This is a genomic window from Providencia sp. UF-183, from assembly GCF_058246155.1.
Genome location: NZ_JBSICD010000028.1, coordinates 1 through 24165, shown reverse-complemented (window position 1 = coordinate 24165; position 24165 = coordinate 1). Strand labels below are relative to the sequence as shown.

The window sequence follows — 24165 nt, the reverse complement described above, 5'->3', positions numbered from 1 at the left end:
CTTATTATGAGTTCAACCAAGCATATTACGCAGGGTGGACAAGTCTTTAGCTATATGCTCGGCATGTTCATGCAGGTAAATAAGCGGATTTCATTTTGGCTCGTTAATTTTTATTTAATTCTTTTACCCTTAATTTTTTATTTAAAAGTCCCTCTACAAGAAATTAAAAATGGCGGTCTGTATTGGTGGCTTTATTTCACGTCTGCGGGCGAGAAAGCCTTATATCGAGTTCCGCCGCTTTATGATGTGCATTTTGATGGACAACTCTTTCGATTTACGTCGGCCAATATTTTAAAAGATCCCTACATGATGTATGCAGGCGACATCTTTCTACAAGAACTCTGGCTCTCTTTTGTGTGGGCCTCCGTGTTTGTCGGCATTCTCGCCTTTGCTATTTACCGTTTTTTGCACCGTTTAGGTCAACGTCAAGCCAAAGACGATGTGATTGGAGGGCGGACGTTAACTGAAGATATTAAGCTCGTCCGTAATATGCTCCATGCTCGCCGTGAGGCCTCTCCGATTACCTTTGATGGACTTCCGTTGAAACTCAACAGTGAAGTTCAAAATATGTTGTTTCATGGTACGCCAGGGTCAGGGAAATCGAATGCAATCAATAAGCTGCTTATTCAATTACGTCAGCGGGGCGATATGGTGATTGTGTTCGATAAGGGGTGTTCTCTGGTCAAAAAGCACTACAACGAAAACATCGATAAATTGCTCAATCCATTAGACGAACGTTGTGAAAATTGGGATTTGTGGCGGGAATGTCTCACGACACCCGATTTTGACAGCATGGCGAATACGCTTATTCCACAAAGTACGTCGGAAGATCCCTTTTGGACAGGATCGGCGCGCACCATCTTTACGGCTGTAGCCAATAAACTCAGTTCTGACCCGAAACGCAGTTATAACAAGTTGTTGCGGACGCTTTTAGCGATTGATTTAAAAACATTGCGAACTTATGTCGCAGGTACTGAAGCCAGTAACTTGATGGAAGAGAAAGTGGAAAAAACGGCCATTTCAATCCGAGGGGTTCTGACTAACTATGTTAAATCTTTGCGATATCTTCAAGGTATAGAACGTAATGGTAAGGAACCTTTTTCCATACGTGAGTGGATGAAAACCGTTAATGAGCCTAAACAGCGACATGGTTGGCTCTGGGTAACAAGTAATGCTCGCCAGCATGAATCCTTAAAACCGTTAATTTCCATGTGGTTAGCCCAAGCCGCTAACTGTTTATTAGAGATGGGGGAAAATCCTGAGCGGCGTATTTGGTTTGTTTACGATGAAATGGCTCAGTTACATCAACTGCCCGAGTTACCGTTAGTGGTATCAGAAGGCCGAAAATTTGGTGGTTGCTTTGCGCTTGGTTTTCAAAATAAACCTCAATTAGATGTCATTTATGGTCGTGATAAAGCTGACGGCTTGATGGATTTGCTTAATACGCGCTTATTCTTTCGGTCACCCGATGAAAGTGTCGCTAAGTGGGTACGTGACCAGCTCGGGCAAGAACGGATCAAACGCTTCAGTGAGCAATACAGTTACGGTAAAGAGACGGTACGCGATGGGGTTTCGTTTAATAAGCAGCAAGAAGACAGTGACTTAGTTAACTACTCCGATGTGCAATCGTTACCGGATTTGACGTGTTATATCACATTACCCGGCCAATATCCTGTTGTTAAACATGCAATGCGCTATGAAAAAATCAAACCCGTTGCGGCCGAATTCACGGCTCGTGCGATTAATGACAGCTTAGACCAAGAGATTGAAGCTGAAATTAACGAGCGATTAAAAATGGGCGCTATCCCTGACGGTGTCAACCAGGTCATTGATAGCTTGATAAGCGGTCAGCCGATTGAATTGCCTGTTGAGACCACACCTAATAATACCGTTACAGACGTTGCTCAACCTCAACCTATCGTTCAACCAACACCGAATTCAACGACGCCCAAAAACAGTCAGATAGCAACGGGAAGCGCATCATCCGAAAACCTAACGGAAAGCCAAGGGGGGCGAGAAGTGGTTGTTGATAATTTGCGCGTCAACACCGATACGGGGGAAGTGTTGGGGGCAACCACGGAGCACGAAGAAAACCCCCAAGACTTGTATGACAGCTATACGCGCATGCGGCAGGAAGAAAAGGAAATTTTGGGCGATCCCCATGCAAATCATTCCAATTCTACACCAGAATTAGACCGCGAACATGATAATGGTTGGGGGAAATGGTAATGCTGACTGTTGCACCGATTGCCAATAATGCGGCAAATTATTATACCCATGAAGATAATTATTATTTTCTCGGCAACCTAGAAGCCCGTTGGATGGGTGAAGGCGCTAAATCACTTGGGTTGGAAGGCGAAGTCACGAAAGACCAACTGGGTGAAATCCTGGAGGGGCGTTTACCCAATGCCCAAAGTCTTGAGCGCATGGAAAATGGTAAAAACGTCCACCGCGAAGGGCAAGATTTAACCTTTTCGGCACCTAAAAGTGTCTCTGTATTAGGGCTTGTTCTGGGCGATAAACGCATGATTGACGCACATAATCATGCGGTCGAGGTTGCCCTGAAAGAGGTGGAGAGTCTCGCGTCAACGCGGGTGATGGTTGAAGGCAAAACCTTGCTGGAAATGACCAAAAACTTAGTTATCGCGGCATTTAACCATGATACGTCCCGCGAGCACGACCCTTTAGTCCATACGCATGCTCTTGTGATGAACATGACCGAACACAATGGCGAGTGGCGCACGTTATCCAGTGATACACAGCAAAAAAGCGGCTTTAGTGAGGCGGTTTATGCCTTACAAGTGTCATTAGGGCAAATCTACCGCCATGCTTTACGTGAGCGTGTGGAAAGCTTTGGCATGCAAACCCATGAAACAGGCAAGAATGGATTATGGGAAATTGTGGGCGTGCCCGTTGTGCCGTTTTCTCAGCGGCATTACCAAATCATGGATGCGGTGGGGCATGAAGCCTCACTCAAATCTCGTGATGTGGCCGCCCTCGATACCCGTCAGGCGAAAACAACCCCTGAAAAAAGTGAATTGCTAACTGACTGGTTTGACCGCTTGGATAAAAATGGCTTTGGCCCTGAAGAACGCAAAGCGTTTTACGCTGAAGCCGAGCAGCGTCTTGCCAAAGGCCAGATGGGTGATACCTCTCGGGATATACAGCCCGATATTACCCGCGCTGTCACTGATGCGATTGCGTTACTCAGCGACAAGCAACTCAGCATGACTTACAGCCAAGTGTTGGCTAAAACGCTTGGGGGATTGGAAGCCCGTGCGGGCATGATAGCGCAGGTGCGTGAAGCCATCGATGTGGCGATTGAACAGCGTCAACTTATTCCACTGGATGAGAAAAAAGGGTTGTTTACCTCGTCCATTCATTTGATGGACGAGCTGAAGCTACAGCAAATCGCCACCGATATGAAGCAACATAACCGTACCGTCAGTTTTCAGGCGCGGACAGAAACCCTCAGCCCCGTGATGGAAAAAGTGGCGGACACCTTACCCAATATTGCGATTGTGGCCAGTCAAGGGCTTGGTAAAGCGCAGCGAGACGGGGTATTAGACGGTGTCACGATGGCCCAATCACAAGGGCGTGACGTGGCGGTAATGACCCTTGATGCGACCAGCGGTAAAGCGTTTGCCAATGATAATCGCTTTGCCACTGTGCCAAAAATGACGCTGGGTGATGGTCAACCACTCAAGCCCAACAGTACCTTAGTGGTGGCTAATGCGGAAAAACTGTCATTGAAATCGGCCTTATCTCTACTGGAAAATGCTCAATCTGCCAATGTGCAGGTGCTCATGATGGACAGTGGCGGCCGTAAAGGTACGGGAAACGTGTTGGCGACGCTGCAAGATGCGGGGGTGCCACGTTTTAAAGGTGAGTCTTCCGCTGTCTTGACGGTGAAAACGGCACACATTCCCGATAAAAATCATCGTTATGCGGCATTGGCGGCGGATTATGCACAGCTGCACAGTGACATGAAACCCGTGGTTGCGCAGGTCAGTGGCGTTCGGGAACAAAAAATTGTCACTGACACCATTCGCCAAACGCTCACTGAGCGGGGCATGCTCAGTGAAAAAACGGTGACGGTGACACAGCTCAAACCCGTGTGGCTCGACAGCCATTCGCGCAAGCAAATCGACAGCTACCGTGAAGGCATGGTGATGGAGCGCTGGAATGCAGATAAAAAGGAGGTTGAGCGTTTTACTATTGACCGCGTCACCCCTGAAACCCGTTCGGTCACGTTGCTTGACAGTCAAGGGCAAAAGCAGGTGATGAAACCGCATCAATTTGATGGCCAGTGGAGTGCGTATCAGCGCCAAACGATGGACATCAAGCAAGGCGAGCAGTTAACGATATTGGCGAAGCAAAATAAGCTCTCTGCACGTGACAGGGTCACGGTATCGGGCTTTATGTCTAATGCGATAATGGTTAACTTTAACGGGAAAACGCATCGCATTGATGTACGGGACGGCGTCAAAGCCGATTATGGTTATGTTACCGCGCCAGGGCAACAGGCTAACGATACAGGCACAGTGTTATTGGCCGCGTCTGCGCGTGATACACAGCCCACCTTACTCAATACGGCGGCACGCAGTGGTGAACATATTACGGTGTATACGCCACTGGATAAGATGGAAACCGAGCGTCGCTTATCGCGTTCGCCAGTCTATCAGCAAGCGCGGCAGTTAGCGGGGGTTGAAGGGGTAGACAGCAAAGCCATTGAACAAGCGGCCGATAAAGCCACGGAAGCGTTATTGTCTAAGCCCGAAAAAGCCCTGCAACAAGGCATGGAATTAGCGCAAGAGAGTCAGGTTTTTTTCTCGCGTATCGATGCGATTGCCAAAGCGTTGCCGTTACACACCGCGCTGGATAGTCAATCGCTGGGTAAAGCGTTTGACCGCTTAGTCGCCCAAAAAGCCATTATCCCTGTAACCAGTGGTAAAAGTGCCGCCCAGCAACACTACGTGACAGCCAGTACGTGGGAGATGGAAAAACAAATTTTGACCACCATTTTAGCCGGCAAAGGAACACAAACCCCGCTGATGGAGTCTGTCCCTGATGCCGTACTGGAAGGGTTAACGGAGGGGCAAAAGGCCGCCACCACATTGATTTTAACCACTCGCGACCAGTTTGTCGGCATACAAGGCTATGCAGGAGTGGGGAAAACGACCCAGCTGAAGGCCGTTATCAAGGCACTGGATGCACTCCCTGCTGCGCAGCGACCGGAAGTGATTGGTCTTGCCCCCACGCACCGAGCCGTCGGGGAAATGGCGGCAGTGGGGGTGAAATCACAAACCTTGCATGCTTTCTTGATGGATGCCAACCAACGCCAACAGCAAGGGGAAGTGCTGGATTTTAAAAATACCCTTTTTTTAGTGGATGAAGGGTCGATGGTCGGTAACAAAATTATGACTGAGGTGTTAGACGTGATTGAGCGCGGTGGCGGGCGAGCGCCCATTTCAGGGGATAGGGCGCAGTTATTGTCGGTGGACAGTGGTGACCCATTTTCCCTCGCGCAAGACCGTTCAACACTGACGACTGCGGTTGTGAACGAAATTGTACGGCAAAGACCCGAGCTTCGTCCTGCCATTGAAGCCATCATAGCCGGCAATATTCAAACTGCGATGGATACGATGAATCGTGTGACACCTAATGTGGTTCCCCGTCGAGCGGGGGCGGAACTCCCAGAACAGTCGGTGGTCGACGCGGGCGATAAGGTTATCACGCATATTCTCGATGATTATCGTGGGCGAACACCTGAAGCCCAAAAAGAGACGCTGATTGTGGCACAAACCAACCGCGATAAAGATGAACTTAATCGCGGTATTCATCAAATCTTAGTCGAGCAAGGGCAATTACAAGGGGGAAAAGACGTCCCGATATTGGTGCGTGAGAGTACGCGCACTGAGGCCTTGTTATCAACAGCAGGACTGGCAAAACATGCCGGTAAAATTGCCCTCATCCAAGAGCAGTACTATCGGATTGAGGTGACTCAAGAGGGCGTCAGTGACGGGATTGTGACTCTGGTTGATGAACAAGGCAAAGGGCATTTACTCTCGGCCTTTGAAAGTAGCTTGCTGGATATTGGTATTTACCGCCAAGAAACCCGTCATATCGCCGCAGGGGAAAAAATTAACTTTACCCGAACAGACAAAGAGCGGGGGCGCGTGATGAACAGCGATTGGACGGTCAGTGAGGTCAGTGGCAACGGGCAAATCACCCTTACTAAGGGCGACGAATCTCGTGTGCTTGACCCGAAAGGGGCATTGACTGACCAACATCTGGATTACGGCTATGCAGGCACGGCATACAAAGCTCAAGGGGCAAGTAGTTTGTATGTGATTGTCCTCGGCGGTGTCGAATCAGGGCGGCGTATGCTCGCCACCTTGCGTGATGCGTATGTCAGTCTTTCGCGTACTAAGGCGCATGTGCAAACCTACAGTGATGACTTGGATAAATGGACAAAAGCCATTGAGAACCCAGGGAACAGGCAGACGGCGCACGATGTGTTGTTGGCTGAACAAGACCGCGCCGCTAAAGTGGGTAATCAACTGTTTGACCATGCGAAACCCCTTAATGATACGGCGATTGGTCGCGCATTAAGCCGCCAAATGGGGTTGGGCGAGTCACACGAAGGAAAATTTGTTTACCCGTCCACCAAGCACCCCGAACCGCATGTCGCGTGGCCTGCTTTTAATGAACACGGCAAAGCCCAAGGTACGGTATTACAAGCCATTGAACTCGACGGGGATAAATTGCAGGGGCTTCGTGCTGAAGGGCGTTTACTGGGGAGCGAGCAGGCGCAATTTATTGTCGTCAAACCCAGTCAAAACGGGCAAACCGTGATTGTGAACACTCTAGAGTCAGCCTTTGAGGTAATGGCACAGCAACCCGAACAGGGTGTGGTGGTGCAACTCAATCCTGATGAACGTTTACATACGGCCATGATTGAGAAAATCACGCAAGGGGAAGTGGATAACGCCTATGCGAACCCAAATACCGCGCAAACCGATAAAGCAGACAGTGACCCGAAATCGCTGCAAACCCCCGAGGAGCAGGCGATTGATAAAGCCTTAAAAGAGGCTGAAGCTGCTCTACGTCAGCAAGCGAACAGCGAGCCTAAAGTGCCTGAACTGAGCGAGGACGAACTGCGGCAGGTGATGGCGCAAGAGCGTGATAGCTTGCTGAAAGGGGAACATGACTTATTGGAGGCGAAAGAGCGAGTCATTGAAAAGGCCGTTCAGCTTGAGCGTGAACATCAGCAACAACAACGAGACGTTTTGCGTCAACAAGAGCGTGAAATGGTGATGGAAAAATCCCGTGACCGTGAATTTGGTGATTAAGGATGTGAATTATCGATGGAAAAGCCAGTTACATCAGCCAAAACCCAATGGGCGTTTGTTGATTTAGAAAATGTCCCGCATTTAGATCCGATAGCGTTTGAGCAGTACCAACAGGTTTTTGTTTTTGTCGGACCCAAGCAAGTTAGCCTCAAATTACCCGTACAAACATCCACGCGCTATATCCTCAACATCATTAAGGTGAGTCAAGTCAGTCAGAATAATGTGGACTTTCACCTTGCCTGGTACTTAGGGCAGGCACATGAGCAAGCGGATAAAACGTGTCAATTTACTGTATTTACCAACGATAAAGGGCTGATGCCCTTAATGAATACGATAAAACAACGCGGGCGATCTTGTACGCTGCAAGGGGTCATCCAAACCAAGCAAAAACGCACACTTTCGCTTGATGAGACTAAAAAAGTACTCAAAACACCTTTTTTTCAACGTAATAACGGTTTTCCGAAGCAACTTACTGGGTTGCGTCGTTGTTTAATCAATATCGTAGGCGCTGCCCGAGCTCACTCTGTCGAGGCGCATATTGCTAACTTGGTGACACTGAAGGTGATTTCTTATAATGGTGAAGCACTGGCTTGGTATCTTGCTGGGCTTGCTAAACACCGTAAATAACCGCGCTTAGCCGCATTGATTGTTGGCGATTTCCGCCAGTTCTATTTAGTTTTCTCTCGCGTCGAACCTCAAGTTTTATCACAAATTTTGTGAATAAATCGCGTCTTTATCGTGAAGACGTTGCTTGAATGCGCATAGAGTGCTAAATTAGCCGACAATTGATGTGAATTTTGTGGTCGCCACGCCGAAAGGTGGTAAAAGAACTGGGAGTAGAGGCTTTTCACTCGAACCCAGAAATGGAAAACCCCCGAAATCTTCTTCAAACTTGGCGGCTTGGAAAGATTATCGGGGGCTCAACCAGCAAATCCGTTAGGACATTGTTGACTTCCTAGCGGGGAGTATAGAATTATGCGCAAAAAAATTCAACTCCTTCCGTACAACATAAGTGCGGAGAAGCATGAATAATGCGATATCAAATCCTGCAATCCCTTGTTCCGTCGGCAAAATTCATCGGCATTATGCGCCAAAATTTTTAGGGCAATTACCGAAATTAGTGCCAGTGCGTCGCTTTGCGGCCGCGTTAAAGCGTCATGATTGGAACCGAAACCCCCATATATATCAACTGCGCTACAGCCGAAAGCAGCGGATATCCGTGCGTTCAGAGCGTCGAGAAACGTTTGATGCGTTAGCGATGGCCATGATCGCCTATGCGGATTACAACCCCGAAAGTGATGCGTTGTTCGAAGTAATGTGCTCCGTGGAGAAGTTGGCGGAGTTGTGTGGTCAGCTGTATCGCTATGACAGTGGTCGTAAAAGTTACGACCCGATACTGCATGCCTTGCGCGATTGGGAACAAGCCAACCTGATTATCATTGATCGCGATTTTGACATCGAGGCCAAACAATACAAAGCCATGCGGATTTGGATACGGCCTGAATTTTTCCATGGACTCGGGTTTTCCGCGTTAGAGCTGCGGGAGGTGGTGTCCAGCTTTAGCCGTTGGATGGAAAAACAAGGATTAAAAGAGAGCTACCAAAAACGCTACGCCCAACATGTCTTGCGACTTGCGCGCGCGAATGTGGCGTCACTGGATACTAAGCACAAACTTCGCAACCTGCTCAACAAGCTCAAAACCCTCGTGGTTGGGAAAGATGAAGCGCTCAAACAAGAGAAGAAACATTTAGCGAAGGCCTTGAAGGAAAAGAAAGCGTTAGCCAAAAGTTTGGAATCACCAGAAAGCGCAGAACATGCCGCCTGGCGTCGTTTTGAATCGTGGAAGGTGACACAGCCCATTGCGGCGGTCATGGCTTTTGAGCGCAAAATGAAAGCCTTGTATCCGAGTGTTCAAGGGCAGGCTATTTACCTGCATTACCTGGAACACTTACCCGACTCCTGATTCATCCACCCTAAATTTACCGCCTTGACTGGCGGTGGTTTCGTTCGCCCTAAATCTGTATAGCGTGTTTTTTGAACAGTAAAATCGTTATCTCAATCTCTCCATTCATCTCGATGATGATTGTGGAAACATTTTAGCTGAATATTTACCCCATTAACTTCGAATGGCTTTATTCTCTGCAATTAACTTCGAATAATATTCGTGTTTTATGATTAAATTCGTTTTTAGGTTCTGAACTAAACGTCCTTTTTAATAAAAGGAGTTGCGGCTCTTCTTTTTCAAGCCGCACACTCTAAAGAGATAAACCCAATAAAGCCTTCGCTTACAAGCCATAAATGGCTGTCGCTCAGATTACGGTGTCAATATCGTGCCGTTGCCCCCGTAAAGCTGGCCTCTGGCCACCTTAACGCGCAGCTACAGCCGTTCATCGAGGCGTCGCCTCTTGCCCGTCTCACTGCGTTTTTCAAAGGGTCAAATAAGCAAAATGACGGTGTTAGATTCAATCGGCTCAACCAGGACAGGGGGTAGATTGGGGTATTAAACCGCACGTAACCGCTCACGCGGGTCTCGACGGCCCTAACCACTATTCGTTCTTTGTGACTATTTTTGCCGTCTACCGCCCTACGGGCGGGTGATTTCGGTTAAATTTCATGATAATCTGCGATTAATGCATTGATGATAAACACGATTTTGGTGTGAGGTTGGAATGGAACGCAAAACGCTGACGTTAAAACGTCCGGTGATAGAAAAAGAGTCGGAAAGTACCGAACCGGTTATTCAACGTCGCCGTAAACAGGTGGTGGTCAATACATCGCGTAAACCCCATAAACCCGCCAAAACAGCGCCAATCCAACCGCCTAAAAAAGTGACTTCTCCGCCGGCGAAAAAACAGAAAGCGGTTGTTATCCCGTTAGAAAAAAAAGTTATTCCGCCAACGCCACCCAAAAAACATCTCCCCTTAGAGGAAGCTATCGCGAATATCTATGAATATTGGCCACAACTCTTTCCCAATGGACAACTTCGACCGATGGCGGTTGGCACGCGTGAAGCCTTATTGGCGGATAAAAAGGTGCGTGAATTGCCTATTTCTTATAAAAAATTGAAACGCAGTTTGGCGGCCATTAGCCACAGTGTGAAATATCGCACCACGATTATGCCTGGTGCGGTGCGCTATGATAAAGACGGCCAGCCTAACGGGACTGTCACAGAATCGGATGTCGCTGATACGTTAAAACGCATTCAAAGATTAGCAGTACAACAATCTAAGAAGGGATAATAAAGCTATGGAAGATAATATATTAACAGCAACACAAGCTTACCAATTGTTCTTTGAATGTGTAGCTGCATGTGTTGACTCTAAAGATGAAGGTATAAAACTGGGATTGCTACATGAAGATATTCCTGATTATAGAGAAATATCCTCTCTTATTGTATTGAATATGTGGGATAAAGGTTATGACACTAAATTGTCACCAAGTATTATGTATGCATTTTTATTGATTTATGCGATGGATGAAATTAGCAAATATTTTTTATTTTATTATCAGCAATATTCGCTAAAGGCGCACGGTATTAAAATTAGTGATGATATTTCCAATGTTGCTTTAGTACCATTTATTGATATAGATGACTTTGCAGAAAAATCAAAAGAACTAGGTTATAAAAAACATTGGGGAGCTTTTCTTAAAGAACCATTTATAACGCAATGGGATCAGGTATTTAATGGAGAAACAAGAATAAAAACACACAATACAGTTATTAAATTCATGCTTAAACTTTTTAAATTGGGGAATGGTTAATTAATATATATTTTAATTATTCATTCAATTGGGGGAAATAATAACTGAATCAATGGAGAAAGATTGATATGAGATGTAAATTTATCCTTAATAAAATTCTAAAAAGAAAGAGAAAGCAAGCCACTAAAATTAAATCAAATTGTTTTTTTATGGACTCACATGTTAATTTCTATAGAATGAATAATATAAAAAATAGAGCTAAAAAAATTTCAGCTATTAGATATGAAAAAAATTTTTCATTTTTTATTGATTATTTTAGACGCTCACTATCTATAATATCTCCATCAATGGTTATTTTTCTTATTATAACGTTCATTGGACAATTAAATGATGAAAATATTAACTCATTTATCGATATAAAAAGAATAAGTTCATTTATAATGGCTTTATTTTTTTGTTTTGTAGTTTACATTTTATACCGAGATGGATTTCATTCAAAACCGAGACCAAAAATTTTTACAGTGAAATTATTTTATTTCATAACGTTTATTTTTTTTATGGGAATAATTGGGCTTACTATGGTTGTTGGAGTAATTAATGGTACAAAATTAAAAATTGATTTATATACAGAAAAAGTATCTAATGAAAAAAACAGTACAGAGCAACCTATTGAAAACAATGTGATTTTATGTATTGCAGGAAATAACGTAAACAAAAAATAACTACTTAAAGCCGATTATTATTTTCGAATATAAGGAAATATTTCATCAATTTTTACATAAAAAATCCCCGTTTCTGCTGCTATTCGTATTTTTTCTTCTATCAATACTTTAAAACTGATATTATTTTTTAGCATATAGTAAAGGTCATAACCACTGACACAAATCAAACTCTTGCCTTTACCCCATGCCTCTAAACCATTTTTGGTAAAACCTGCCCAGCTAATAAAAACACCTCTTGTCCAGGCTGCTTTTTGATCTAACTTTCCCTGAAAAACATGAAGGTCAGCATTACTTGTTTTTTTATTATACCATTTGGCTTCGACTAAATATATGTCATTATTGAGTAGAAAACTTCCATCGATCTGTTCTCCTTTTAAACTAAAAGCTTCTTTTGGGGCTAAATGAAATGCAAAGAATAACTGATTTAACCACTTTTCAAAACTGTAGCCTCTTTGCTGAGGTGATAGTGTTTGCATAGATGTTAACTCGGATAAAAAATAAGAATAATTAAAATTAATTAACTCTAATTGTTGTGGTTTTATTCCTAGTGATGATACTTGATCAGTGTTGCTCAATTTTTCTATTAAAGTTAAATAGGATAATTCCACTTCAGGGGAAATATCTAAAGGATTTATTGACTTTTTATATAACCATAATTTATCTAAGACATTTAATACTGATTGTTTATCTGACTTTCGAATAAAGCAACGTAATCTTTTTGCTTTTGATGTCCCATCATCCTGATAAATAACATCATCGATATCAATAGCTAACTCATCTTCGAAAAATTCTCTCATAGTTCTATCACTAAAGTCTAAGATGTAACCAGGACTTGACTCAAAAACAAGATTGAATAATTTGACATCAGATGGAGTGAACTTCATGTTTAGTAGCTCTTAATTATATTAAAAGATAAGTTTTAGTTAAACACATTAATATTGGCTGAAAATATCTTGGTGAGAACCCGTTCTTGCTAACTTTAATTCTTGACCAGTAATTTTATAAATTAGTAGCCAATCGCCTTCAATATGAGCGTCTCTATATCCCCGCCAGTTACCTGTTAAAGGGTGGTCAACATAGTCCACAGGGATCTTTTCTTCCTTTATTAGCAACTCAATTAATACTTTTAGTTTGTTTAAATCCTTCCCTCTTTTTTTTTGGCGCTTTACATCAGACTTAAAAGCACTTGAACGAATAGGTGTTAGCATCAGATCCCCAAATCATCGAAAAGTGCCTTGGTTGAAGAAAATGTTTTTCCGTTCCCTTTTTCTAATTCTTCAATTGCTTTTTTAGTCACAATATTTGGCGTTTTAACATCAAATGGTAGTTTTCCTTCATCGGCAACACGGATCATAACCATACGGATAAGATCAGATGTATTTAAGCCCATCTTTGCAAGTGCAGATACAGCTCGTTCTTTGACATCTTGAGAAATTCTAGCTTTAACAGTCGTATCAGAAATCATATTATTATCCTCATATGTTATCTTCCTTTATTGTGAACCCAACGTGGCCACAAATCAAGTTTTTTAAGTTTAATTGAAGTTCGGGGGGTTGGGGAGTAATAGAACAGTAAACGCCGTTAGGTGGTCATTTTAAATAGCCAAAGTTAGCTATGACCTTATAGTTGAGAGTACCAATTTAAGTTGCGAAGCGCTCATTTCTCTACAGTAGCCCGCCCCTGTTTTTTTGTCATTTTAGCGCTTTTTCATAACATTTTTAACTTCGCGCACTCACGCCCAGTTTATTCAGCTTCTTAACCATGAACCTCACGCGCGTCTTTTATGAGAGCCCTAATCGATGGCGATTCTTAATGGCAGTTTATAGCACCGTAGTCACCCACCCTTTATTTTTATTGAAGAGCAGACAAGACGGGGGGTTGGCATACTGGGGAATCTCTCATAGTACAACAAGTTCCGATATCCAAACTAACTCCTAGATTAATTACAGTAATCAACCAAAAATATTGCTTATCCCTGAATATTGAGTACTGACGTAATCATATAAGTTATTCATAGGAGATGAATCGCTTTGACTTTGCCATGCAATTTGGTTGTACCTAAGTAGAGACAATCTAATTCTCTCAACATTATAAAATGTATCGTGATCTCCATAGTATTGAGGAACTCTATATGAGAATAAGTAGAAATTAGCTCCATTTGGCAATGTAGATGATTGATAGCACGAGGTAATAGTAAATTCACTTCTTGAGTGAAGAATGCTTGGTATCTCATAGGATAGGGACCAGATTATTTTATTTTCTATAGTCTCTCTGAAAAGCTGGTTTATGAATGTTACTTCGTCAAAATCATTATTCATTATTATCCCCTTTATACCTTACGCGTGCTCATATCATGTTCGTTTTTTATAGCTTCATGAAACTTAGTTAAAATTTGATAGTAAGACCATGTTGCTTCATAGGTTAAGTTATCTTTGCTTTCTATATTTTTTCCGATCTTTTTTATCTCAGATCTAAATAACTCGATATGTGCATATATGGATGGTTCATGGTTAGGAAAATGGATGAATGGTTTAACGGATCTATAACGATATGTTTCGGTATCAGAGTCTGCTAAAGGGTCTATGTCGCATTTAAACCTAAGTATGGTAACGTGTAATCGCACTATTTTTAGCCAAAAACTGAAATAATAGGCACACTGATCCTAGTCCGCGGTTTGTAACCATCGTTTTTTAGCCATTTTATCTCGCCTTTCTGACAGCAAAGTGACGGCATGTATGCCTTTTTCCGCACTCATAAACCGCAGTCGATTTCCACATAAAATGCATTGGTACGGATCCGTGTTTAAAAATCCTTTAATCAATGCCGCAAACCCCGGTTTTTCAGGCACGTTAGGATGTATCATATCTAACGCGTCATAGACTTTAGGTAATAAGCGCCCACGTTTGCGATTGGCTAAAAAACCGTAATAGCGGATCATTTTAAAATGCCGGGCTGGGATATGGCTGACATAACGTCGTATCATCTCTTCTTGGGATAAGGTCTGTCGCCGATATTGCTGGCTGTGGTGATCATAGTAATGATGGACCACGGTGCCTCCGCTGTAGTGTTTCAACTGAGACGCCGAGATAGGGGGACGTTTAAGGTATCGACCTAGATATTTCACGTTGTGCCAAGCGCCTCGGGTCTTTTTGGCAAAATGCACTTTCCAATAACGTTGAAACTGGGCATTGAGATAACGACACCACGTTGGGTAATCGCGAATGTGCCCGAACCCAGGCAATTTATTCGGTTGTAACTGAAAATAGCCGTCTCGAAGGAGACGAATAACGGCACTGCGCCAGACCTTTTCGACGTCTTTCTTTTTGAAAAAAATCGGTTTCCAGGTGTCATATTGGGTGAGACCGCCTCGTGTGACCGATAAATGAATGTGCGGATGTTGATTGAGTTGGCGGCCATAAGTATGTAGCGCACAAAAAATGCCAATTTCTAGCCCAAGACGCGTGGCGTGTTTAAGCATGGCACGGGTGGCGCAGCGAAAGAGTTGGTTAAGTAAGTGCCAGTTATTGTTGAAGAAAGGCCAAAGGAGGTGGGGCATAGTGAGGGTGATGTGTTGCCATTCGCAGTCCGGTAAAATATGACGCTGTTGGGCAATCCATTGCTCGGTGCCTTTGAGGCCGCATGCACTGCAGGCTTTGGATTTACAGGTTTGACAAAAGAAACGGGAATGCGTGCATTCGGGAGAAGAACAGCAATAACGACGAACGCCCATCGCGCAAGTGCTACAGGCGAGCATCTTTTCAACACAGAGGAGCTGCCATTCATCGACAGGGTTATTATCAATGAAACGGTTCCATCCGTCATCGTATTGAAATAATAATTTAGCGGGTCTGGGAATATACATAGAGCAGAGTATAAAAGACGAGAAGGGAGTTACCTAGGAATAGAGCGGCACTGCCGCGATGCTCACGCCACAGGCGTGCTTATGTTCATTTCGGATACGGGAGCGATCTGCCTTTATGAATCGATTATTCAATGTAGAGACCGTTTTAGCCTGAAATACTCTATTAATATTGAGCAAAAAACGCACAAATTTATTATTTGCAACAAGCACACCTTACTACTGTATTTGCAACAGTGCCTTAATAGCTTAATGCGGCAGAATCTAATTGTATCAAAATGTATTAATTTAAAGTCATTCTGTAACATTTATATTGGTTTTAAAATTAGAGTTCTTCACTTAATTGATTTTAATTAATTAATTAATTAATTAATTTAATTACTTACGGTGATTGGCTTACCATTTCAGGTATCAATTGTTTTTTTGTTACGAAGTAAGACTAAATATTAAAATAAATTATTTTTGGATTTAAAATGCGTTTATGCAGTTTTTTTTGGTTGAAATCACTGCGTAATTACATTGCAATTTCATTTTCTTAAAAGATTTTCAACTAAAAAACTATAATTCATTGTTTAATATGACAAATAAAAAAATACAAAAATGATAAAAAATGTAAATTTGAAATTATTAACTAATTGTTACAATTGAGGAGGTGTAATATTAAATAAATACACCATATACTTGTACACATTAAACGTGTGCAATATTTACTTTTAAATAAGGCCTGTTAAAAATATATTTAAATATTCCATCATTGGAAATAATTATGAAATTAAGCAAAGAGAAAATTAATAACTGTGATATTCAAGATAATTTTCTTTCTATTTCTTGCGGGAAAGTAATAAAGAAAACAAGAAAAGAAAATGGTATGACTGGCTCTGAATTAGCAAGAAAAATGAATATTTCACAGCAGCAAATGTCACGCTATGAGCGTGGGATAAATAAAATTAGTATTGATATGCTATTTAAAATAGCTATGATTTTAAATATTCCATTTGAAAATGTAATTAAAAGTATTATATCTGAAGCGAAAGAGTCATGGCCTAATAAGTTTAATTTTATTAAAAATGAGAGATCAAATTCTGATATTATGCTTTTTTATTAATTCGTTCCAAATTACTAATGTTTTGTTAACTATAAATATGCAATTTTGTATATTTAATTATATTAATCGTTTGAGGAAAATATGAAAAAAATTATTTTAGCAACTTTAATCTCTGGAGTTATGAGTGCTTCTGCATTGGCTAATTCCGGTTCTGGTACAGTAACATTTACTGGCTCTATCATTGATGCGCCTTGCTCAATAGCGCCGGGTGAAGAAAATCGTGAAATTCCTATGGGACAAGTTTCTAATGTAACTCTTGATAATGGAAATGAATCATCAGCTCAACCAGTTCTAATTAAATTAGAAGGCTGTAATTTAGCAAATAACAATGAAGTTGAAATTACCTTTAAAGGTACAGAAGCGGGTGCTAACACAGGTTTTCTGCAAATCACCGGCACTGCATCTGGTGCGGCAATCAAGCTGATGAACGCATCTGGTACTAAAGTTAATATTAATGAGGCTGTAAAACAAAATTACGTTGAAGGGAATAATACATTAAAATTCCAAGCTTCGCTAATTGGTCTTCAATTAAAAGATACTAGTGGTGACCTCATCCCAGTCACTCCAGGTCAATTCCAAGCAGTGACTAATTTCTCATTAGCATACTATTAATTAATTAGTTACCGTGCATGCTATCAAATGGAAGTTGGTTGCATGCACAATTTTACATGGTCTATTGTATGAAAAAAAATCCCAAAAGATGGATGGGCTTATCTGTTATCTTTATTTCAATGCTGCTTTTAGGTGCTTCTTGCAGTCAAGCACAGCAAGTTTATCGTCTATCTATGCTTGGCAGTATAGTTGATACGGCTTGTGCAATAGATGTTGGCTCTTATGAGCAATCGATCGACATGGGGGTTCTACCTCTTTCATCATTAAAAAATCAAGGGTATGGAAACGATAAACCCTTTAATATCAATTTAATTGGATGTAGGCTTCTTTCTTTTGATGGCAAACCATGGAAAGCATTTGAAATATCTTTTGATGGTGCAGTGCAAAATAATTGGTTCTCGGTTTTTGGTTCAGCTGAAGGAGTTGCAATTTCCTTATTGGATTCTGATGGTTTATTAATTTATCCTGGGGAAAAATTAATAAACCAAAAATTTTTATCTGGAAATCAATCGCTTCATTATAAATTACGTTTAGTTTCTGATGGTAAGCCTTTACGAGCAGGAACATATCAATCATCAATTAAATTTCAAATTAACTACTATTAATAATTGATTTGCCAATATGCTTTGATTAATTAGGAATGATATTATGTCGGTTGCTGTGTTTTTCTCTAGACGAATAAAAATATTTGGCATTACTAGTAGTTTGTTTTTGTTAGGGGCGTTCTCTAATAGCTATGCTGCGAAAAATATTGAGTTTAATACTCAAGTTTTGGATTTGGATGATAAAGACAATATTGATTTGAATTATTTTTCAAATTCAAATTATGTTATGCCTGGAGTATACCATTTTACGCTAAAAGTAAATAACGATCAATTATCTGAAATTAGTGTGCCGTATTATTCCTCTGAAAAAGATAAAAATCAAACGGAAGCCTGTCTTTCTCCAGATATAGTCAAGTCGCTAGGCTTGCTAGAAAGTTCATTTAAAAAATTAAAGTGGTGGCGAGACGGCGAATGTCTTATTAACGATAGCCTGCCAGGATTAACAATAAATGGTGATTTAGCGACGTCAACGCTATATGTCAATATACCTCAGGCATATATGGAATATAATTCACCTAACTGGGATCCTCCTTCGCGTTGGGATGATGGTATTCCTGCATTGCTGTTTGATTATAATTTAAATGCAAATACTTTTCGTTCTTCAGATAACGATTTTACTACGCTATCAGGTACTGGTGTTGCTGGCGCAAACTTAGGTCCATGGCGATTAAGAGCTGACTGGCAAGGTGATTACCAAGAAACATCATCAAACATAAGTAGCAAATCCAACGAAAAGAATTTTTCATGGACTCGTTTATATGCTTACCGGGCGCTCCCAAGCTTAAAATCTAAATTGGTGTTAGGGGAGAGCTATTTCCAGTCTTCTCTTTTTGATAGTTTCAGATTTATCGGGGTTAGCTTGTTGTCTGATCTTAGCATGGTTCCACCAAATCTGAGAGGCTATGCCCCAGAAATAACGGGTGTTGCTCGTACAAATGCCACCGTAACGGTTTCTCAGCAAGGGCGAATATTATATGAAGAACTAGTTGCGCCAGGGCCTTTTAGGATTCAAAATTTAAATGATTCAGTGAGCGGTACTTTAAATGTCGTGGTCAAAGAGCAAGATGGTTCTCAACAAGAATTTAATGTTGAAACTTCTAATTTACCATATCTAACGAGACCTGGTCAGCTTCAATACAAATTATCACTGGGTAGACCCAACTCTTTGTCTCATAAAACCGAGGGAAGCACCTTTTTAAGTGGTGAATTATCTTTGGGGATAAATAATGGTTGGTCTTTAATTGCAGGAACATTAAATAGTAAAAATTATAATGCTTTTACATTTGGTGTTGGGCGAGATTTATTTGCGTTTGGGGCTTTGTCATTTGATGTTACACAATCTATTGCGAAGGTGCCAGGTAGAAGTGATACTTTGCGTGGTGGTTCGTACCGAATAAATTACTCTAAACGATTTGAAGAAATTGATAGCCAGATTCAGTTTGCAGGTTATCGTTTTTCTGAGCGTGACTATATGAGTATGAATGATTTTATTTATGCTAAAAATTACAATAATGGGTATCGCGGCGGTAGCAAAGAGCTTTACACTTTATCATTAAATAAAAATTTTAGTAATCTAGATATGTCACTATATTTAAATTATAGCCACCAAAGCTTTTGGAGTAAGGAAACCAACGAACAATATAGTTTGATGATTTCAAAATATTTTAATATAGGTTCACTAAAAAATATTAGTTTGAACTTGAGCGCAAATAGAAGTTTTTATAATGAAATTAAAGATGACTCTATATTTTTATCCGCTTCTATACCTTTAAATAGCGGAGCGAGCTTTGGGTATTCTCTAGCGGTAGACCGTGAGAATATATCGAATCGAGTGTCTTATTATGACAAGTTAAATGACCGTACAAACTATCAAATAAGTGGAATGCATGAAAGATATGGTACTGGTGTAAGCGGTTTTATAGATTATAGCGGTGATATATCAAGAGTATCTGCTAATGCAAGTTATGTGGGTAGTAAATACCGTGGGTTGGGGGTATCTTCAAGCGGAGGCCTAACTATTACTTCGAAGGGGGCTGCACTTCATAGAGCGGATACGCCTGGTGCATCTCGGCTGCTGATTGACACCGATGGTGTTCCTAATGTTCCAATTTCAGGAGCTGGATTTCCCATTGAATCAAATAAATTTGGTAAAGCTGTTCAATCTGATTTAAGCAACTATTATCGCAATCAGTTGAGTATTGATTTAAATAAATTGCCAGATAATGTTGATGTGCAACAATCTGTTATCCAAGCCACGTTAACAGAAGGTGCGGTTGGTTACCGTGAATTTTCTGTTGTTTCCGGTTTGAAATTAATGACTGTGATAAAATTACAAGATGGTGCTCACCCTCCGCTAGGCGCGCAAATAACCAACAACAGAAACCAAAATGTTGGTGTTGTTGGAGAGTCTGGCAGCACTTATATTAGTGGTATATCACCCTCTGTAAATATGAAAGTAACTTGGGGAAAAGATGAAGAATGTCAAATTTTCTTCCCTGAAAACTTAAGTAACGCGGAGCTGAGTGTTTTATTATTGCCATGTAAAAAAATCAATTAATGAGAATTTCGGGTCGTGTATACAATATATTGAATGTTATAAAAACTTAATTTTTTACTTCATTTATGGGGCACTAGTTTTGGATTGTTTTGGGTCTACGCCGGAATGTATGTATTAAATACATGACCGAATTTTTCACTTTAAAATTAGATAAATAACATATTTAGGTAAAGTCAAAATGAAAATTAAATTGACACTTTTGAGTTGCTGCTTGGTTTTGAGTAACATATATTCTATTGCTAATGCAGCTGTGGCTTTAGACAGAACAAGGGCTGTTTTTGATGGAGCCAATAAGTCCATATCAATGACAGTCAAAAACAATAACGATACTTTACCGTATCTAGCTCAGGGCTGGATTGAAGATTCGAGCGGTAAAAAAATCACATCCCCACTAATTGTTTTACCGCCAGTACAAAGATTGGAGCCTGGTAAGTCGAGCCAAATAAAAGTGGAAGCACTTCCTGCTATTAAAAATTTACCTCAAGATAGAGAATCGCTATTCTATTTTAATTTGCGTGAAATACCGCCTAAAAGCGACAAACCTAATACGCTACAAATAGCGCTGCAAACGAAAATAAAATTATTTTATAGGCCTGAATCTATTACGCCATCGGGTCAAAGCGAACCTTGGCAAGAAAAAATGGTATTAGAGCTGAGAAATGGGCAGGTTTTTGCTAAAAATCCAACCGCATACTTTATCGTTATCACCAATGTGAATTCTGACGATAAGACAAATATTCAAAGTTTTAAGCCGATTATGGTTGCTCCATTTAGTCAAGAAGATTTAGGTATAACGAGTGCGCAGCTGGGTTCAAAGCCTATCCTTACATACGTTAATGATTACGGCGGTCGACCAAACTTATTTTTTAATTGCCAAAATTCAACATGCAATACTGTAGATAAACCAACAAAGTAATAAATAATCTTGCTGATTAAACTGGAGGTTGTAATGGCATTTAAAAAAAACTACTTGATTAGTTGTTTTTTGCTGTGCTTTGCTGGTGCAAGTATAGCAAATCAAAATTTATTGAATCAAATGAGTCTTGTTGATGGTAGCGATATTGATGGGCAGCACGGCGTTATTCACGTTTCTGGTAGTTTGACTGAAAGTCCTTGCCGATTGTCAATGGATTCAAATAATCAATCCATATCAATTGGGAATATACCGTTTTCATTTTTTAATAATAAAAATGACGTTAAGTATGTTTCATTTAATATAGAATTACTTGACTGCCTTGAGACACAAAGTGAATTGGAAAACTTTCAAACCGGGAATATGGTATGGAGCAGCTCACAACCCGCTATTAAGGCAAGATTTTATGCTGTGACAGAGCCTTTTTTTACTGATGTAATCAAAGTTAATGGTGTAGAAGGAATTGGTTTAAAATTAATCAGTGATGATGGACTGGTTGTGTCTATGGGAAATGACTCTCCTCCTATACTCATTAATCCAGGCCAAAATATACTAAAATATAATATTATGCCAATACGAACCAGTGGACCTATGACGTCAGGGGCTTTTTCTGCATTGATAGCATTTGAAATGCTTTATGATTAACTGGGAATGTAAAATATTATGAATGTTTACAATCGGAAAAGGTGTTTATTGCATTATTTTATTCTGTTAATGCTTTTTTGTTATAGTAAAGCGAGTGTTTCTGAAGTTTTTTCGGTGTCTATTAAAATTGAAGTAGTTGAAAATGCGTGCGACGTTTATGGGCCTGGCGGCAAAAATAGCCCGATAGAAATAAATTTTTATGAAATCAACGTGAATAAATTTGATAGTGAACGGTACGCTCGTGAAATTAACTATACTATTGACTGTGGGGATGGCAGTGCAGCTAATTCTAATTTAAAATTAAAATTTGAAAGTACTGTCGCTGGTTTTGATAGTAATTTAATTAAAACGACTAATTCAAATGTAGGATTAAAAATTACTTCAAATGGCACTTTACTACCTCCAAATCAATATGAAAACTTTGTACTTTCTAATAAACCTTCCCTCACTGTTTATCCTGTGTTGAACACGGAAGAAGAAATAGAATTGGGGTTATTTACAGCAACCGGTGTTTTGAAAGTGGAATACCTATAAAGCACGGACACTCAACTATGGAGTGAATTTATGATGCATAAACTATTTTTAATTTCTGTTTTACTATTGCCAGCTTTTAGCAGTTATGCTCAATTTGTTGCTGGTGCTTTTAAAACGGGAGCTCCACACTCAAATAATAATATCGAAATTCTTGTGAGTGGCTCATTATACAAAAGTGGAAGTGGAGGTAGGTTTCCTGGTGAAGTAATATTTCATGACCCCACTTGGGGAGAAACTAAGGGGACCGCATTTTTTCAGCCGGTAAGTTTTTCAGGAGCAGTAATGAAATTTAAATCTTCACCTGATAATCCGATTGGAACAAGTAATACAGGTTCTTGCTATATTAGAGGATATTCTAGTTTTTACCTAGCGTCGAAAACTGGGGGCTTTATAGCTGAGGACGGATTATTTAAAGGAACAGAGGTGAGAACTGGGGGGGAGATTAGCGATAGTTACATAAAAATTAATAAATCTTGCTCATTATTAACACCGAAGTCACCTGAAGTAGCTGGGCTGCAAATTTCGGCTCCTCCATTTACAGGGAATATGTTAGAAGGATCTTCTTTTAGTGATATTCCAGAGCTTAGAGTGTTGAGAGGCTTGACTGTATATCAACCGTATACATATGCTGCGAATATTGGAAGTAACAAAGCTACTATCATATCTTCAGTTATGATTTTGGCGTGTGGTACAGTGGCAACTAGTACTTCGACTTGCACTACTTCGAAATCTGCAACTGGTAGCAATGCAATTACACCACCAAAACCAAATGTAACTTGCCTATTTAATTTTCCGACAGAAATTACAATTGATAATGTATCAGCGACTGATTATTTAAATAAAGTAGCATCAATAAATATTCCAGCGACATGTTCAAGTACTACTAATATTCAATTTCAAGTTGCCGATAACGGTATTGTTAACGTTGGGCCATTTAAAGTTCAAACAACATTTGATGATAAAATAAATCCATCCTTGCCTATAAATTCAAATGGAACTACTAATGTTAAATTTTCAGCGGAAATAACAGGAACCAATCAGAAAGTTACAGGGGGATTGTATACTGGTGTGGTAGTTATAGTTACATCCTTGATTTAATAAAATACATTTGGTTATCAGTCTTATGCCACCCCATAAGGAGGTGGCTATTGAACCAATGAGGTCATAGCATGAATAAAATACATGTTAAAAAACTGACAATCTCCCTTAATTAATACGGGCTTGTTGCAAAAAATGCACTACTTTATTATTTGCAACAAGCCCGCGTATTCGCCGTTTGATATTGCGATGGTCTTGCTCGATGAGGATATTGAGGTATTTATTTTGTCGGATCACAATCGCTTCTTCTGCTGAGAGCTTTTCCATATGGGACTGTTGCAAATAATAAATTTGTGCGTTTTTTTGCTCGGTTTTAATCGGGTATTTCAAGCTAAAACGGTCTCTACATTGAATAATCGATTCATAACCTGCACTCGAAATGGGACTGTTGCAAAGTTTAAGTAGCCGGTATGCTAAATTAACTATTTCATTACTGAGGGCCGTTTGGTGAATGCATT

The 24165-nt window shown here is 40.7% G+C and carries 19 protein-coding genes and 1 pseudogene; 15 read left to right on the top strand and 5 right to left on the bottom strand.

Going from position 1 to position 24165, the window contains the following annotated elements:
• Positions 1-6: 6 nt before the first annotated feature.
• From traD to AC4IFT_RS19950, 7 genes are all read left to right on the top strand, one after another.
• Positions 7-2229, top strand: coding sequence for a type IV conjugative transfer system coupling protein TraD (traD, locus tag AC4IFT_RS19980; RefSeq protein WP_490752469.1), 2223 nt, complete (start codon positions 7-9; stop codon positions 2227-2229).
• Positions 2229-7355: a conjugative transfer relaxase/helicase TraI gene (traI, locus tag AC4IFT_RS19975; RefSeq protein ID WP_490752468.1), complete on the top strand. Its 5127-nt coding sequence runs from the start codon at positions 2229-2231 to the stop codon at positions 7353-7355. The genes traD and traI overlap by 1 nt, the downstream gene beginning before the upstream one ends.
• A gap of 15 nt (positions 7356-7370) precedes the next feature.
• Positions 7371-7982 carry a PIN domain-containing protein gene (locus tag AC4IFT_RS19970; protein ID WP_123382840.1) on the top strand — a complete coding sequence of 204 codons (612 nt, stop codon included), beginning with the start codon at positions 7371-7373 and terminating at the stop codon, positions 7980-7982.
• A gap of 397 nt (positions 7983-8379) precedes the next feature.
• A complete protein-coding gene (locus tag AC4IFT_RS19965) occupies positions 8380-9318 on the top strand; it encodes a RepA family replication protein (protein WP_094962752.1) in 939 nt (312 codons plus the stop codon).
• 706 nt (positions 9319-10024) lie between these two features.
• A complete protein-coding gene (locus tag AC4IFT_RS19960) occupies positions 10025-10594 on the top strand; it encodes a ProQ/FINO family protein (RefSeq protein ID WP_490752465.1) in 570 nt (189 codons plus the stop codon).
• 7 nt (positions 10595-10601) lie between these two features.
• Positions 10602-11117, top strand: coding sequence for a hypothetical protein (locus tag AC4IFT_RS19955; RefSeq protein ID WP_322958015.1), 516 nt, complete (start codon positions 10602-10604; stop codon positions 11115-11117).
• A gap of 68 nt (positions 11118-11185) precedes the next feature.
• The gene (locus AC4IFT_RS19950; RefSeq protein WP_490752463.1) at positions 11186-11779 is read left to right on the top strand and encodes a hypothetical protein; all 594 of its coding nucleotides are present in this window, start codon (positions 11186-11188) and stop codon (positions 11777-11779) included.
• A gap of 17 nt (positions 11780-11796) precedes the next feature.
• Here AC4IFT_RS19950 and AC4IFT_RS19945 read toward each other — a convergent pair whose 3' ends face one another.
• The 4 genes from AC4IFT_RS19945 to AC4IFT_RS19930 form a co-directional block, all read right to left on the bottom strand.
• The gene (locus AC4IFT_RS19945) at positions 11797-12663 is read right to left on the bottom strand and encodes a restriction endonuclease (protein ID WP_490752461.1); all 867 of its coding nucleotides are present in this window, start codon (positions 12661-12663) and stop codon (positions 11797-11799) included.
• A gap of 48 nt (positions 12664-12711) precedes the next feature.
• On the bottom strand, positions 12712-12987 hold the full coding sequence (locus AC4IFT_RS19940; RefSeq protein ID WP_123382845.1) for a type II toxin-antitoxin system YafQ family toxin: 276 nt from the start codon (positions 12985-12987) through the stop codon (positions 12712-12714).
• Positions 12987-13244 carry a type II toxin-antitoxin system RelB/DinJ family antitoxin gene (locus AC4IFT_RS19935; RefSeq protein ID WP_123382846.1) on the bottom strand — a complete coding sequence of 86 codons (258 nt, stop codon included), beginning with the start codon at positions 13242-13244 and terminating at the stop codon, positions 12987-12989. The genes AC4IFT_RS19940 and AC4IFT_RS19935 overlap by 1 nt, the downstream gene beginning before the upstream one ends.
• 1197 nt (positions 13245-14441) lie before the next feature.
• A complete protein-coding gene (locus AC4IFT_RS19930) occupies positions 14442-15641 on the bottom strand; it encodes an IS91 family transposase (RefSeq protein WP_490752459.1) in 1200 nt (399 codons plus the stop codon).
• Positions 15642-16404: 763 nt separating this feature from the next.
• On the opposite strand from AC4IFT_RS19930, the gene AC4IFT_RS19925 reads away from it, so the two are divergent.
• From AC4IFT_RS19925 to AC4IFT_RS19890, 8 genes are all read left to right on the top strand, one after another.
• Entirely contained in the window at positions 16405-16743 is a 339-nt protein-coding gene (locus AC4IFT_RS19925) for a helix-turn-helix domain-containing protein (protein WP_490752457.1), read from the top strand.
• An 81-nt stretch (positions 16744-16824) separates the two neighbouring features.
• A complete protein-coding gene (locus AC4IFT_RS19920) occupies positions 16825-17355 on the top strand; it encodes a fimbrial protein (protein ID WP_490752456.1) in 531 nt (176 codons plus the stop codon).
• Positions 17356-17423: 68 nt separating this feature from the next.
• Positions 17424-17960 (top strand): fimbrial protein, encoded by a 537-nt coding sequence (locus AC4IFT_RS19915; RefSeq protein WP_490752454.1) that lies wholly within the window; start codon positions 17424-17426, stop codon positions 17958-17960.
• A 43-nt stretch (positions 17961-18003) separates the two neighbouring features.
• Complete coding sequence (locus AC4IFT_RS19910; protein ID WP_490752452.1) at positions 18004-20517, top strand: outer membrane usher protein; 2514 nt, start codon at positions 18004-18006, stop codon at positions 20515-20517.
• A gap of 178 nt (positions 20518-20695) precedes the next feature.
• The gene (locus AC4IFT_RS19905; RefSeq protein ID WP_490752451.1) at positions 20696-21433 is read left to right on the top strand and encodes a fimbria/pilus periplasmic chaperone; all 738 of its coding nucleotides are present in this window, start codon (positions 20696-20698) and stop codon (positions 21431-21433) included.
• 33 nt (positions 21434-21466) lie between these two features.
• Positions 21467-22075, top strand: a complete 609-nt coding sequence (locus AC4IFT_RS19900; protein WP_490752449.1) for a fimbrial protein — start codon at positions 21467-21469, stop codon at positions 22073-22075.
• Positions 22076-22189: 114 nt separating this feature from the next.
• Positions 22190-22609 carry a fimbrial protein gene (locus AC4IFT_RS19895; protein ID WP_490752447.1) on the top strand — a complete coding sequence of 140 codons (420 nt, stop codon included), beginning with the start codon at positions 22190-22192 and terminating at the stop codon, positions 22607-22609.
• Positions 22610-22639: 30 nt separating this feature from the next.
• Positions 22640-23707: a hypothetical protein gene (locus tag AC4IFT_RS19890; protein WP_490752446.1), complete on the top strand. Its 1068-nt coding sequence runs from the start codon at positions 22640-22642 to the stop codon at positions 23705-23707.
• Between the two features lie 165 nt (positions 23708-23872).
• Here the strand turns inward: AC4IFT_RS19890 and AC4IFT_RS19885 are convergent.
• Positions 23873-23956: pseudogene (locus AC4IFT_RS19885) on the bottom strand (IS6 family transposase); the annotation flags it as partial.
• Positions 23957-24165: the final 209 nt, after the last annotated feature.